This is a genomic window from Rhodococcus sp. USK10 (assembly GCF_019378875.1).
GTDB lineage: Bacteria > Actinomycetota > Actinomycetes > Mycobacteriales > Mycobacteriaceae > Rhodococcus_F > Rhodococcus_F pseudokoreensis.
Window position 1 is genome coordinate 1673634 of the sequence record NZ_CP076048.1, and the last position, 13810, is coordinate 1687443.

The following is a 13810-nucleotide window of genomic DNA, read 5'->3' on the forward strand; positions in this document are numbered from 1 at the left end:
CAACGCAAATCGGATCAACTGATCAGTTCACGCAACAGGTGACGGTGGTCACTTCCCGGAGGTACCCAAAGTGCTCAGCATCGACAAGCTCGACGTGCAGTTGCTCGGACTGCTCGGCCAGGACTCACGCATGAGCGTGGCCGAACTCGCCAACTCGCTGGGCGTCGCCCGCAACACCGTCCAGTCCCGGATGAAGCGCATGGAGACCAGCGGACTGCTCACCGGCTTCCGCCCCAACCTCGACCTCGCGGAGGTCGGCATTCCCATCCAGGCGTTCGTCGGGCTGGAACTCGAACAGGGCAAGCTGACCGCCGTCGGCAACCGTCTCGTCGACCTGCCGGAGGTCATCGAGATCCACGCGACCACCGGCCGGGAAGACCTGCTGGTGCGGGTGGCCACGTCCACGCACGCGGAACTGCAGAAGTTGCTGGAGAAAATCGCAAACCTGCCCGGCATCACGCATTCGACGACGACCATCGCGCTGACGAGCCCGCTGCCGTACCGGATTCAGCCGCTGCTCGAGCACCTCACCGACGACTCCGGGTGGGGCCGGTCGACGGCACTGCCCCGTTCACACCGCTAGGACCGGTGCAGTAGTTTCAGACCATGAGTGAGAGTCAGGGACGAATCGCGTTCATCCAGGCCACGTGGCACCGCAACATCGTCGACCGCGCCCGCGACGGCTTCACCGACGAGGTGACCACGCTGGGCTATTCGAAGGACGATCTGGACTTCTTCGAGGTGCCGGGCGCGTTCGAGATCCCGCTGCACGCACGACGCCTCGCCCTCACGGGGCGTTACGACGCCGTCGTAGCGGCCGCGCTCGTCGTCGACGGCGGCATCTACCGGCACGAGTTCGTCGCGACCGCGGTCATCGACGGCCTCATGCGGGTGCAACTCGACACCGATGTGCCGGTGTTCTCGGTTGTGCTGACCCCGCACCACTTCCACGAGCACGACGAGCACCTCACCTACTTCGGCGAGCACTTCGTCAAGAAGGGCGCCGAGGCCGCGCGGGCCTGCGTCGCCACCGTCACGTCGCTGAAGTCGCTGCCGACCGCGAACTGACTCGCCTCCCGAATCCGCAACGAGAACACCACCGCCGGTATTTACCGACGGTGGTGTTCTCGCATTTACGGCACCGAATTATCTGGCTCTCGTGTGCCGGTGCTGGACGAACAGGAGCCAGAACACCGGTGCGCCGACGACGGCGAGGATCGTCGCGAACACGCGCAGCCCGACGTTCCCTTCTCCGAAGGGGGCGATCATGAGGACGATCGTGCAGACGACGGCGCCGAGGAGTTGCCAATGCGCGCCGAAGAAGCCCGCGACCATCGCCCACGCGTTGCGGGCGACGATGCGCGCCGGCGACTCGGGCTCGGGCGGGGGCGGCGGGGACGGGGCCACCGCAACCGTCGAGTTACGCGCGGCGGTCACCAGTTTCGGGGCGTGGGCGCCGAGCGGCGGGGTTTCGCCGTCGGGTTCGCACCGGAACAGGGCGATGCCCACGGCGTCCGCGTAGTCGACGGCCTCGTCGGTGTATCCGGGGCCGGAGAAGTACAGGAGTTTCCGGGCGTGGCTGGTTCCGCGGGTGCCGTAGAGGTTCTCGAGATCCGATTTGCCTGCGCTGCCCCCGCGCCACTTCACCTGCGCGTACGCGCGCGACGAGTAGACGTCGATGCCGCCGTCCGTGCCGCCGAGTAGCGCTGTCGCGTCGCCGTAACCGAGCTTCTGCATCTGCTCGGCGGCATTGATTTCAGCTTCAGCCGCCGTGCGTATGCGTGCCATGCCTCACTCCCCCAGATCGAACCAGTCATTCCCTTCGAAGATACCCGCGGATCCGGCCAAACCAGCTATCCGCCGGTGAACGTCACACAGTCGTCGTCGGATTGCAACGCACTGCAACCCTTCCCGGTCGCGTGCCGGCGTCGTACCGTTCGACCCATCAGCAGGTTCACAACGAGGTGAGGGCGGATTCATGAGAGCAGCGCGCTTCCACGGACGACGCGACATCCGGATCGACGACATCCCCGAACCGGAATTGCGGCCCGGCGCCGTGAAACTCCGGGTCGGGTGGTGCGGCATCTGCGGCACCGACCTGCACGAGTACTTGGAGGGCCCGATCTTCATCTCCCCGCCGGGACATCCGCATCCGCTGTCGCACGAGAACGCGCCGGTGACGATGGGCCACGAGTTCTCCGGGACGGTGGAGGAGGTCGGTGAGGGCGTCACCGATGTCGAGGTGGGCGACAACGTGGTGGTGGAGCCGTACTTCGTGTGCAACGAGTGCGCGTCCTGCACGGCGGGCAACTATCACCTGTGTACGAAGATGGGGTTCATCGGATTGGCCGGTGGCGGAGGCGGACTCAGCGAGAAGGTGGTGGTCGACCGCCGGTGGGTGCACAAGATCGGCGACATCCCGCTCGACGAGGCAGCCCTCATCGAACCGCTCAGCGTCGCGCATCATGCGGTCGTCCGCAGCGGGGCCGAGGCCGGCGACGTCGCGCTGGTCGGCGGTGCCGGGCCGATCGGGCTCCTGGTTGCCGCGGTCCTGAAGGGTCTGGGTGTCACCACGATCGTCACCGAACTCAGCGACGCCCGGAAGCAGAAGGCGCTGTCCAGCGGGGTCGCCGATCACGTCGTCGACCCGTCGTCGGAGGACGTGAAGGCCCGGGTGCTCGAGCTGACCGGCGGTGTCGGCGCCGACCTCGGGTTCGAATGCGCGGGGGTGAACGCCGTCCTCGACACCATCCTCGACGCCGTCCGACCCGCGGCCGTGGTGGTGAACGTGTCGATCTGGGGCAAGCCCGCGACGGTCGACATGCAGAAACTCGTCCTCAAGGAGATCGACCTGCGCGGCACCATCGCCTACGTCCGCGACCACGAGGCGGTAATCGAGATGGTTCGCAGCGGGGTGATCGACCTGGCCCCGTTCATCACGGGCCGGATCGAACTCGACAATTTGGTCTCCGAGGGGCTCACCACGTTGATCGAGCACAACGACACGGCGGTGAAGATCCTGGTCCGAGCGTGACCGTCAGTCGGGTTCGTCGGTCGACGGCGTCACCGCCCTGGCCTTGAGTGCCAGCCACAATTCCATGCGGTCGTCGGCCTGGTCGAGGTTCCGTCCGGTGAGCGCCGCGACCTTGTCGATCCGGTTCCGGACGGTGTTGCGGTGCACGGAGAGGGCGGCCGCCGCGGGGTCCCATGCCCCGTTGGCGCGCAGCCATTCCTCGAGGGTTCTCTGGAGTTCGACGCGTTCGCGCGGCTCGAGCTGATCGAGGGGTGCGAGGACGGCGGTGGAGAAGCCGCTGAGCACGTCGGCCGAGCCGAGGCGCAGCAGCAACTGGACGGTCTCCCCTTCCTTGGCATCGACGGCGCGGCCCAGCCGGGCACTGACCGCGACGAGGGACCGCGCCTGCATCGCCGACACGGCCAGCGCGTCCACGGGAACCAGCGCGCCGATCCCGACCGCGCATCCCTCGGCGACGCCCGACAGCAGGTCCGCGAGCCCGGCGGACTCGGGGTGCGCGATCTCGATGTCCGAATTGCGCTGCCGCAGGACCGCATCCGGGAGGGCCGAACCGATCCGGACGGTCAGATCGGCCACCGCCTCGGGAGTGGAGCGCACCACGGCGATCTGCAGGGGGTCGCGGGACAGCCCGATGCCCGACGCGATCTGATGCGCGCGTTCCCGCCGGAGTCCGGGCCGGAGCAACTGCGCCAGCGCCGCCGCCCGCCGCTGCCGCTCGGGTTCGCCGGCCACGTGACGGCGTTCGAGTTCGAGCGACAGGAGCGAGACGAGAACATTGGACGCGTGCCGCAGCGCGCTGTCCGCCGACCGCTCGAGCACGACGAACGCGAGCGGGTTCTCGATGCGGACGGGGTGTAGTTCGAGTTCCCGCCGACCGGCGCCGCCGAACGCCGTCCAGCCCCGGGCCCGTGTGGTGTAGCGACCCACCTGATCCTCAGCGTCCTGCAGGAACGCCGCATCGACGCCGTCGGAAAGTTGGACGACCCCGCCGGACGCGTCGAGCACCGCGCAGAGTGAGCCGCTGACGGAACGCCACGTGCCGAGCAGTCCGCTCAGCGGCGACGGTCCGGCCGCGACCGCGGTGAGCTGATAGCTGAGTTCGATGGCGTCCTCGAGCGCGCGCTTCTCCTCCTCGGCGATCCGGGAGAAGATCCATTTGGTGATGGCGATGAACGGCACCGAATCGGGGGCGATGAGCAGCGGGACGCCGAATTCCCGCGCCGCCTCGACGAGCGGCGCCGGTGGTGCCTGATAGGGCAGCCCGTGCCCCAGCCCCAGACACAGTGCGGCGACCCCGCCCGCGACGCAGTCCCGGACGTAGTCGCGGCACCCGGACTCGGTCATGGGAAGCATGAGACCGACGGTCATCAGCAACTCCCCGCCCTGCAGCCAGTCCCGCGGGCGCGTCAGTTCGGACACGTGCGCTGCGGTGATGGGGTTGTTCACCCCGGCCGTGCCGCTCATCGACGTGAGCCGGAGCGTCGGAGCGGACAGCACGTCCTGGACGGTGATCACCGGCATCCCCTTGTACGAATTGCCCAACCGTAATAGACGAACTGTACATCTCGCCTCTGGTGCGGGCGGGGCACAGTGCGCAGAGTAGTGATCAGAGCCACAGCACCTCCTAGGAGTTTCAGTGACAGACCACTCCGGCGACACCGCCGCGACCCTCGGTGGCACCATCGAGACCCGCTCGATCGACTACGTCCCCGAGGACGAACGCCACGGGAAGGTCCGCGACCAGGGCCCCTTCTGGTTCGTCGGAAACTTCCAGCCCTTCACGGTGGCCATCGGCTTCGTCGGCCCGGCCCTCGGCCTGTCGCTGGGCTGGACGGTCGTCGCGGGCATTCTCGGCATCTTCTTCGGCACCCTGTTCATGGCGTTCCACGCGTCGCAGGGGCCCGTCCTCGGACTCCCCCAGATGGTGCAGTCGCGCGCGCAGTTCGGATACCGCGGTGTGGTCCTCGCCCTGATCGGGACGTTGTTCACGTACGTCGGCTTCAACGTCGTCGACGTCGTCATCATCAAGACCGGACTGCACAGCATCTTCGGGTGGAACGCGGCCGTCGTCGCCGTCGTCATCACCGCGGTCGCGACCCTGCTCGCGATCTTCGGCCACGATCTGCTGCACCTGTCGTTCCGTGTGCTGTTCTGGCTGTCGCTGCCGCTGTGGGCCGTCCTCACGTGGGGTGTCGTGTTCGGGCACGCAGGCGGCGACGCGGGCGCCGCGACGGGCGGGTTCACCCTGCTGGCGTTCATCGCGCAGTTCAGCGTCGCGGCCTCCTACAACATCACGTACGCGCCGTACGTGTCGGACTACTCGCGGTACCTGCCGCGCAACACCCGGACGTCGGCGATCGTGTCGGCCGTGTTCCTCGGCGCCTCGGCGTCGCCGGTCTGGCTGATCCCGGTGGGCGCGTGGATGGCCACCCGGCTCGGAGCCACCGATGCGCTCGCCGGCATCCACGACGCCGGCAACTCGGTAGTCCCCTTCCTCGGTAGCGTGCTCGCCCTCGTCGCGACGCTCGTACTGGTGGCCACCATGGGCCTGAACGCGTACAGCGGCATGCTCACCGTGATCACCGGCATCGACTCCTTCCGGAAAGTCACCCCCTCCCGCCGGATCCGGGTGGTGACCGTCCTCGCGCTGGCGGCGGCCTGGCTGGTGCTGAGTCTGCTGTTCACCGATTCGACGACCGTCCTGAACACGACGCTGCTGATCATGCTGTACCTCCTCGTGCCGTGGACCGCCGTCAACCTCACCGACTTCTTCTTCGTGCGCCGCGGGCACTACGCCATCACCGACCTGTTCACGCCCGACGGGTTGTACGGCATGTGGTCGTGGCGGGGTATGACCGCCTTCTTCGCCGGCATAGTCGCGTCCGTTCCGTTCATGGTGCTGCCGTTCTACGTCGGGCCGATCGCCGCGGCCCTCGGTGACGTCGACGTCGCGTTCGCGGTCGGCCTCGCCGTGTCCGGGATCGTGTACTGGGTCCTGTCCCGGTCGCTCGACCTCGGCACCGAGGAACGGTTTATCGAAGACAGCGAAGCCGCACTGGCACTCGAGGAGACCCACGCACATGGCTGACACGAACACCGCCGACCTCCAGCACACGATCGACGCACTGATCCGGGCGTTCGGCGAACACGACACGACCGCCTACTTCTCCTCGTTCAGCCCGGACGCGACGTTCGTCTTCTACACCCACCCGGTGCCGCTGCCGAGTCGCGACGCCTACCGCGACCTGTGGACCGAATGGGAGTCGGCCGGGTTCCGCGTCCTGGCGTGCCGTTCCAGCGAGCAGAACGTCGCGTTCCCGGCCCCGGATGTCGCGGTGCTGACGCATCGGGTCGGCACCACGGTGCGGGATTCGACGGGAACGGTCGAACTCGACGAGCGGGAGACGATCCTGTTCCGGCGTCGCGAAGGCTCGGGCTGGATCGCCGTCCACGAGCACTTGTCGCCTCAGTCGAACACAGCCTGATAGCTGACAGATAGCTGGCTTGACGTGCACCACGTCACATCAGGACCCCGCCGGGTTGCGGAGGCAGGCTCCTGACGGTGTACTGGTGAGTAACCTGCCCGGCACGGCCTATCGCGAAGGTGCACAGATGACGGACGAACGGCCCGCCAAGAACCAGACCCGACCGGACAAGGCGACGCGATCGACGCCGAAAGACGAGACCGCGGACGTCTCCAAGACCGATCTCGCGGCCGTCGTCGACGCGCTCACGGCGACGAACGAGAAGAACTTCGACTTCTGAACCCGCGCGTCAGTCCCGTTCCCGGTGCGGCACGAATTCGAATGTCAGGCACGCGAACGCCACGGGCAGCAGGTAGCGGAAACGCAGGAGCACGTAGCGCCGGTTCCCCGTCGCATGGAACTTGCCGAGGTACCGGTACAGCGACTCCAGCGCGATCAGTGCGTCGCCCAGGTGCAGGACGCGGCGGAAGAGCCGGGCGCCGGCACCGGGTGCGTCGGGGTCGAGGAGTTCGGGGAACGCCGCGAACGACAGCGAGACGGAGCGTGCACCGGTCCGCTCGGCGTACCGGATGACGTCGACGGTCATGCGTTCGTCGGTGCCGTTCGGTGCGCCGTCACCGCGCCACGGAACGTCGAGGCTCAGTTCGCGGGCGGAATCGGCGGTGCCGTACCGCTGGAAGGCGACGGCGCGACCGGTGCGGTCGCGGGCGACGACGAGGAGAACACCGGGGAGCGTGCCGTCCAGCAGGTGGTCGAGGATCATCGAGAATCCGCGGCGCTGATGTCCGGCGCGGGCGTCGTCGACGATGTCGGTGAGTTCCCGGCGTGTCGGTTCGTCGAGCGCGGCTTCGGGGACGATCTCGGTGGTGAGCCCGGCGTTGCGGGTGCGCTGCACCGCCTGCCGGAGGTTGCGGAACTTCCTGCCGTGCAGGGTGAAGGATCCGACGTCGATCACCACGTCCCGGCCGATCGGGACCGCCGTCAACGGTTTTCGGGTGTCGCCGCCGATCTCCCACAGCCGGGTGACCCGCTCCCCCGCGCCGAGCACCGCGACGCGCCACCCGCGTTCGGCCGCGAACTCGTCGAATTCGTCGAGGAGCGCGCCGAACTCGAGCGGGTGTCCGATGGGATCGCCGGAGACGACGGCGATCCCGGAGCGGGCCCGGTAGGCGATCGCCGCGGTGCCGGACGCGTTGAAGTAGTACGACTTCGCCGAATTGAGGGCGAACGGCGACAACGGGTCGCCGGTGGTCTGCTGGATCAGCGTGAAGACGCGGGCCCGGTCCTCGGGCTGCGGCACACTGCGCACCGGCAGCATCAGGACGGGTCCGGTGGCCACGAGGAGCAGGAACCCCGGGGTCGAATGTGCGCTCGAATACGCCACATCCGCGGCGGCCACGATCAGCACCGCCGAGACCGCATGCGTCATGGTGACGGGCCGTCCCAGGTGCAGTCCCCGGGCGATGAGCAGGACGGCGATCCCGGCCGCCACCATCCAGGTGCGGACGGGACCCGACCGTCCGGCCATCCACATGAGCACGAACCCGACCACGACCGTGGCGCCGACGAGCGCCATCCGCGCCGCGGGCGATTCGGGCCGGTAGACCCGCAGCCCGGGCACGGTCGTCGGTGTCGATTTCGAATTCTGCACGCGCACCCCTGCACCCGGAAACGACTGTTCCGTACCTCCAATCTAGCGGCTCCGCCGCCCGTGAGTGCGGAAGGAGTCCCTGGACTCGTTACGCACTCACGGGCGGAGCCTGGGCGGCGGCGCACCGTGCGGCAGGGACGGCCCGACCGCGGTGAGCGTGCCGGCGGCGCGCCCCTTCCCCCAGCCGAGTTTCTCGCGGTACCGGCCGATGTGGTCCTCCGGGATGCGCTGACCGTCGACGAGCGGGGTGGACTGCGGGTCGACGTACAGCGCGTCGACCGGGCAGTACGCCTCGCACATGAAGCACGTCTGGCAGTCCGATTGCCGCGCGATCACGGGGATCCCGGTATCGGTGCGGTCGAACACGTTGGTGGGGCACGCGTCGACGCATTTGTCGCAGCCGATGCACGCCTCGGCCAGCAGCACCTCGATCACGAGGCCGCCCGCAACAGCCCGCCGTGCACCGCGGCGGTCGAGGTCCAGACGTCGTCGAGCCCGCCGGTAAGGATGTGGTGGTGCTGGGTGGGGTCGAGGTCGGGATAGTCGGCGCGCTTGCTCATTCCGCGGGTCTCCGTCCGTGCCAGCGTCGAGTGGTACATCCACCGGCCCACCGCGGTGATCGCGGCGGCCTGCCGGGCACGGACCCGGTCGTCGCCGGAGTCGCCGCCGAGGCCGGCGGACAATGCCGTCCACAGCGACTCCAGTTCGCCGAGCGCACCCTGCACGCGCGCCCCGTCCCTCAGGTAGTTCTTCTCGTACGGGATGAGTTCGGCCTGCGCGGCCGCGACGACGCCGGACGCCTCCAGCCCCGGCCGCCCCGTCGGACGCAGCCCGGCCCGGCCGGCGGGGCGCAGTTCGCCCGCCGCGACTCGACGTTCGGTTCGCGCACACCGAGCGGCCCCGGTCCCGGCCCAACTGCCGGACGACATCGCCCACGCCGAGTTGTGGCTGCCGCCGCCGGTGAAGCCGCCGCAGATCCGTTCACGGGTGGCGGCGTCCCCCGCGGCGAACAGTCCGGGCACCGAGGTGGCGCAGGTGTCGTCGACCACCTCGATGCCACCGGTTCCGCGGACCGTGCCCTCGGCGAGCATGCTGACCTCGAAGCGGTCGGTGAACGGGTTGATCCCGCGACGGTCGAACTGCAGGAAGAAGTTCGGCTGGCCGAGCCGCATCTGGCGCTGCACCTCGTCGTCGGCGCGGTCGAGCTGGGCGAACACCGGTTCGGACAGCAGCGTTTTCGCGATCACCGACCGCCCCTTGGTGGAGCCGGCCCCCTCGAGCACGCTGCCGTCGGCGTGGAAAAACGTGGCATAGCCGTAGTAGGCGGTCTTGGTGATGGTGGAGTTGGCGGGGACGATCGCGTAGGCGTTGGAGAATTCCATGCCGGAGAACGTGGCACCCACCTCGGCCGCCATCAGCGCGCCGTCGCCGGTGTCGACGTTCGTGCCGAGTGCGCGGGACAGGAATGCACAACCGCCGCTCGCGATCACGACGGCACCCGCGCTGATCCGGTAGTCGCGGTCTTCGTGGCGCTGGTAGCCCGCCGCGCCGCGCACTCGGCCGTCGGTGTCGACGAGCAGTTCCAGAGCCGGTGAGTGGTCGAGAATCCGGACACCCGCCTTCTTGACCCACGCGCGCATGCGTCGCATGTATTCGGGCCCTTGGAGTCCGGTGCGGATCTGCCTGCCGGTGCCGGGGTCGACCGGGAACGGGTACCGGCCCTCCTCGGCGAGCAGGTTCATGTTCGCGTACGTCTGGTCAAGGACGCGGTCCATCCAGTGGTGGTCGGCGAGGTGGCCGCCGAGTGCTTCGCGGCTGGCCTTGGCCTTCGCCCGCGCGGACGGGTCGGGGTCGACGTACCAGACGCCGGTGCCCGATGGCGCGGTGGCACCGCTGGTTCCGCAGTACCCCTTGTCGACGAGGACGACGTCCGCCCCGGCTTGGCGTGCGCGCAGCGCCGCCCACGTTCCGGCGGGGCCGCCGCCGATGACGAGGACGTCGGTACTCAGGTCGAGAAGTTCGGTCATGAAGGGCGCTCCTGTCGAGGCGGAACAACTGCCCTTCGACGCTTCCGCACTTCGGGCGTCCCCGCCATCGTCAGAATCAGCGTGAACCGAACGTAGGCGGCTCCGCCGCTCGTGCGTGGTTAGCGAGTCCAGGCACTCGTCAACCACGCACGGGCGCTATGCGCCCTGACCGTAGTCGACGCTCAGCCAGTGCTCCGGCCGCATGCGGATGATGATCGCGTTGTCGTCGTACGCCTGCTCCACGAACGGGTCGACCTCGTCGGCGGGGAGGTAACGAGCGGCGAGTCCGCGGACGATGTCGGCGGTGGGTGCTTCGTCGAACTCCGCCGGACCTTCGACGCTGACGTACCGGTACGGCGGCTTCTCGTGCTGGGCGACGAGGCTGAAGCGGCCTGCGGCGCGGATCAGCCGCTCCTTGATCGAGCCGCGCCCGGTCCAGACGAACGGTTGGCCGCCGGGTTCGTAGCCGTACCAGATGGGCACGGCGAGTGGGGCGCGTCCGTCGCGGTTGACGGCGATCACCCCCACGTGCACGTCGGCGAGGAACTTCTGACGTTCGTCACTGGTCATCGACAACTGCGACATTTCAGTCTCCGCTCTGGTGATCGGGTTTCGATGGTGGTGCGGGGTCGAGCAGTTGGGCGAGGTGTTTCGACGATCGGTTCGGGTCGAGTTGCCGCACCTGCATGTGGCAGCTGAATCCGTCCGTCAGTATTACTGCATCTTCGGGACTGTCGCGCAGGGCGGGGGCGAGTGCCTGCTCCGCGACCTGCATGCTGAGGTCGTAGTGGTCGGCCTCGAATCCGAAGTTTCCTGCGACGCCGCAGCATCCGGTGGCTTCCCGTACGCGCGGCACCCCGACCGCTTGCAGTGCCTTCCGCTGGGCCGCCGCGCCGAACACCGCGTATTCGTGGCAGTGGGTCTGCACGGTGACGTCTTCGGGCACGGGCACGCTCGGGCTCCATCCGGCCTCGGTGCGTTCGAGCACCGCGCCGGCGAAGCTGCGGATGCGGGCGGCGACGCGTCGTGCGGCGTCGGTGTGGACGAGTTCGGGTAGGTCCTTGCGGAATGCGGCGGCGCAGCTCGGTTCGAGGACGACGATGGGCCGGTCGGTGCCGTCGTCGAGGAGTTCGGCGGCCCTGGTGAGGGTCTTGGTGGCCTGCTTCAGCTGTCCGGTGGAGATCCAGGTGAGCCCGCAGCACACGTCGCTCCGGCACTGCGAGCTCAGGCCGGCGTCGGCGAGCACCCGTGACGCGGCCCCGACCACCTCGGGGCGGAACCCGCGCGTGAACGTGTCGGCGAGCACCACGACGTCCGCGGTGCCGTCCCGCGACGTCTCCCCCACCTCGCGGCGGATCTGCTTGCGGGACGCGAACTCCGGCATCGACCGGTGCGGGGTGAGGCCACCCAGCCTGGCCGCGACCTTCGCGAGCCGGCCGGCGGTCAGCCGATTCACCACGGGCGCCGAACGTTCCGCGACCTTCAGCCACACCGGCAGCCAGCCGAGGGAGTAGTGCGACAGCGGACGCACCCGGCCGCGGTAGTGGTGGTCGAGGAACTCGGACTTGTACGTGGCCATGTCGACGCCGACGGGGCAGTCGGTGGAGCAGGCCTTGCAGGACAGGCACAGGTCGAGGGATTCCTTGACGTCCTCGGACCGCCAGCCGTCGGCGACGGTCGGCGAGTTGCGCACCATCTCCTGCAGGGCGCGGGCCCGGCCGCGGGTGGAGTCCTTCTCGTCGCCGGTGGCGCGGTAGCTGGGGCACATCACCCCGCCGGTCGACGCGCGGCAGCGGCCCACGCCGATGCACCCCTGGACGGCGTGGACGAACGGTGCGACGGGGACGTCGCTGGTGGGGGTGAGGTCGAAACTGGTCTGCCACGCCCGCGGATTCACGCCGTCGAGCGCGAGGTTGCCGAGCAGCGGTTCGGGCTCGACGATGCTGCCGGGGTTCAGCACGGCAGCCGGATCCCACAGCCGTTTGAACGTGGCGAAGGCCGCCATCATGGTGGGGGTGTACATGATCGGCAGCAGCGCCGACCGGGCGCGGCCGTCGCCGTGCTCACCCGACATCGATCCGCCGAACCGCACACAGAGTTCGGCGGCACGGTGGATGAACCGCGACATCACGTCCCGGCCCTCGTCGGTGCGCTGGTCGAAGTTGATGCGGATGTGCATGCAGCCGGCGCCGAAGTGCCCGTACATCACCCCGGTGAGGTCGAATTCGGCGAGCAGCGCCTTGATGTCGACGAGGTAGTCTGCCAGCTGGTCGGGTGCGACGGCGGAATCCTCCCAGCCCGTCCAGGATTCGCCGCCCTCGACGAGCCGGGCGGACAGTCCGGCGCCGTCCTCGCGCACCCGCCACAGCGACGCGCGTTCCGCCGGGTCCCCGACGACGCGCGAGTCGACGAGGCGTCCGGCGGCACGCAGCTTCGAGACCAGTTCGGCCCCGCGGAGTTCGACCTCCGCGAGGTCGTCGCCGTCCAGGTCGACGTACAGCCAGGCCTGACCGTCGGGCAGCCCGACGACGGAGTCGGCGCCGCGGAGGTGCCGCATGGTGTCGACGATCGCCGAGTCGATGCCCTCGATGGCGGCGGGTGAATAGTCGAGGATGATCGCGTTGTCGCGGGCCGCGTCCACCAGGTCGTGGTATCCGAGGCACAGCAGCATCGCCGCCGGCGGCACCGGCACCAGCGCGACGGTCGCGGCGACGATCACCGCGCACGTCCCCTCGCTGCCCACCAGCGCACGGGCAACGTCGAAACCGTTCTCGGGCAACAGGTTCGCCAGGTGAAATCCGGAAACCTGACGTGGGATGCGGCCGAGCTCGAGGCGGAAGTCGCCGAGATGTTCCTGCGTCAGCAGGTCGAGCCCGGTGGCGATCCGCGCGGCCTCGTCGACCGCGGGCACGTCGTCCGGATCGGTGGCCCGCAGCCCGTCGCGGGTGGCGGTCAGCCGGTGCCCGCTCGCGGTCACCAGATCGAGCGCGACGACGTGATCGGACGTGCGGCCGTAGCGGACGGAGTGGTTGCCGCAGGCGTCGTTGCCGATGGCGCCGCCGACCGTCGCGCGGGACTTGCTGGACGGGTCGGGCGCGAAGGTGAACGCTCCGTCCGTCGCCAGTTGCACGTCCTTCTGCAGGTCCGTCAGCACGATGCCGGGTTCGACGACGGCGGTGCGGGCGGACGCGTCGACGGCCCGCACCCGGTTCATGTGCCGGGAGAAGTCGAGCACCACGCCCCTGCCGATCGCGTTGCCGGCGAGCGAGGTGCCGCCGCCGCGGCTGGTGACGGGGATGCCGCGGTCGGTGCAGGCCCGCACGATCGCCACCACGTCGGCGGGCGTGTGCGGAAACGCCACGGCCAGCGGCGGCACCCGGTAATTGGAGGCGTCGAAGGAGTATTCGGCGCGCCGGCGCGTTCCGGTGTCGAGGTCGATGCCCAGCTCGGCGAGCTCGGCATGCAGGTCGGCGGCGGGGCGCGTCAGCTCAGCCACGCGCAGCCCTGCCCTCGGAGTCAGCAACCGGAATCGTCGTCAGCGGGGCCATGGCTACATCGTCGAGCCGCCCCCGAAGATTGTCAACAATCCACTCCGTGAGCCGGTACGGTACGG

13 protein-coding genes are annotated in these 13810 nt (G+C 69.1%); 6 read left to right on the plus strand and 7 right to left on the minus strand.

Annotation, left to right across the window (positions count from 1 at the left end; all coding sequences use genetic code 11):
• Positions 1–70: 70 nt before the first annotated feature.
• Together I1A62_RS14755 and I1A62_RS14760 are read left to right on the plus strand one after the other, a co-directional pair.
• Complete coding sequence (locus I1A62_RS14755) at positions 71–583, plus strand: Lrp/AsnC family transcriptional regulator (RefSeq protein ID WP_072945874.1); 513 nt, start codon at positions 71–73, stop codon at positions 581–583.
• A 23-nt stretch (positions 584–606) separates the two neighbouring features.
• Positions 607–1068, plus strand: coding sequence for a 6,7-dimethyl-8-ribityllumazine synthase (locus I1A62_RS14760; RefSeq protein WP_087557879.1), 462 nt, complete (start codon positions 607–609; stop codon positions 1066–1068).
• 78 nt (positions 1069–1146) lie between these two features.
• On the opposite strand, the gene I1A62_RS14765 is transcribed toward I1A62_RS14760, so the two are convergent.
• Positions 1147–1788: a restriction endonuclease gene (locus I1A62_RS14765; protein WP_219458999.1), complete on the minus strand. Its 642-nt coding sequence runs from the start codon at positions 1786–1788 to the stop codon at positions 1147–1149.
• 190 nt (positions 1789–1978) lie between these two features.
• On the opposite strand from I1A62_RS14765, the gene I1A62_RS14770 reads away from it, so the two are divergent.
• Positions 1979–3034, plus strand: a complete 1056-nt coding sequence (locus I1A62_RS14770; RefSeq protein ID WP_219459000.1) for a 2,3-butanediol dehydrogenase — start codon at positions 1979–1981, stop codon at positions 3032–3034.
• 3 nt (positions 3035–3037) lie between these two features.
• Here I1A62_RS14770 and I1A62_RS14775 read toward each other — a convergent pair whose 3' ends face one another.
• Complete coding sequence (locus I1A62_RS14775) at positions 3038–4549, minus strand: PucR family transcriptional regulator (RefSeq protein WP_124393560.1); 1512 nt, start codon at positions 4547–4549, stop codon at positions 3038–3040.
• Between the two features lie 121 nt (positions 4550–4670).
• Between I1A62_RS14775 and I1A62_RS14780 the strand changes: the two genes are divergently transcribed.
• The 3 genes from I1A62_RS14780 (at position 4671) to I1A62_RS14790 (ending at position 6799) form a co-directional block, all read left to right on the plus strand.
• Positions 4671–6122, plus strand: coding sequence for a cytosine permease (locus I1A62_RS14780; RefSeq protein ID WP_124393561.1), 1452 nt, complete (start codon positions 4671–4673; stop codon positions 6120–6122).
• Entirely contained in the window at positions 6115–6519 is a 405-nt protein-coding gene (locus I1A62_RS14785; protein WP_219459001.1) for a nuclear transport factor 2 family protein, read from the plus strand. Before I1A62_RS14780 ends, I1A62_RS14785 begins: the two co-directional genes overlap by 8 nt.
• A gap of 127 nt (positions 6520–6646) precedes the next feature.
• Positions 6647–6799, plus strand: a complete 153-nt coding sequence (locus I1A62_RS14790; RefSeq protein ID WP_192581947.1) for a hypothetical protein — start codon at positions 6647–6649, stop codon at positions 6797–6799.
• Positions 6800–6808: 9 nt separating this feature from the next.
• On the opposite strand, the gene I1A62_RS14795 is transcribed toward I1A62_RS14790, so the two are convergent.
• The 5 genes from I1A62_RS14795 to I1A62_RS14815 all read right to left on the minus strand — a co-directional run bounded on the left by I1A62_RS14795 (position 6809) and on the right by I1A62_RS14815 (position 13693).
• Positions 6809–8176 carry a bifunctional lysylphosphatidylglycerol flippase/synthetase MprF gene (locus tag I1A62_RS14795; protein WP_219459002.1) on the minus strand — a complete coding sequence of 456 codons (1368 nt, stop codon included), beginning with the start codon at positions 8174–8176 and terminating at the stop codon, positions 6809–6811.
• Positions 8177–8266: 90 nt separating this feature from the next.
• Positions 8267–8605, minus strand: a complete 339-nt coding sequence (locus I1A62_RS14800) for a ferredoxin family protein (protein WP_124393564.1) — start codon at positions 8603–8605, stop codon at positions 8267–8269.
• The gene (locus tag I1A62_RS14805; protein ID WP_219459003.1) at positions 8602–10197 is read right to left on the minus strand and encodes an FAD-dependent oxidoreductase; all 1596 of its coding nucleotides are present in this window, start codon (positions 10195–10197) and stop codon (positions 8602–8604) included. The genes I1A62_RS14800 and I1A62_RS14805 overlap by 4 nt, the downstream gene beginning before the upstream one ends.
• Positions 10198–10353: 156 nt before the next feature.
• Complete coding sequence (locus I1A62_RS14810; RefSeq protein WP_219459004.1) at positions 10354–10782, minus strand: pyridoxamine 5'-phosphate oxidase family protein; 429 nt, start codon at positions 10780–10782, stop codon at positions 10354–10356.
• Position 10783: 1 nt separating this feature from the next.
• On the minus strand, positions 10784–13693 hold the full coding sequence (locus I1A62_RS14815) for an FAD-binding and (Fe-S)-binding domain-containing protein (protein WP_219459005.1): 2910 nt from the start codon (positions 13691–13693) through the stop codon (positions 10784–10786).
• Between the last annotated feature and the right edge of the window lie 117 nt (positions 13694–13810).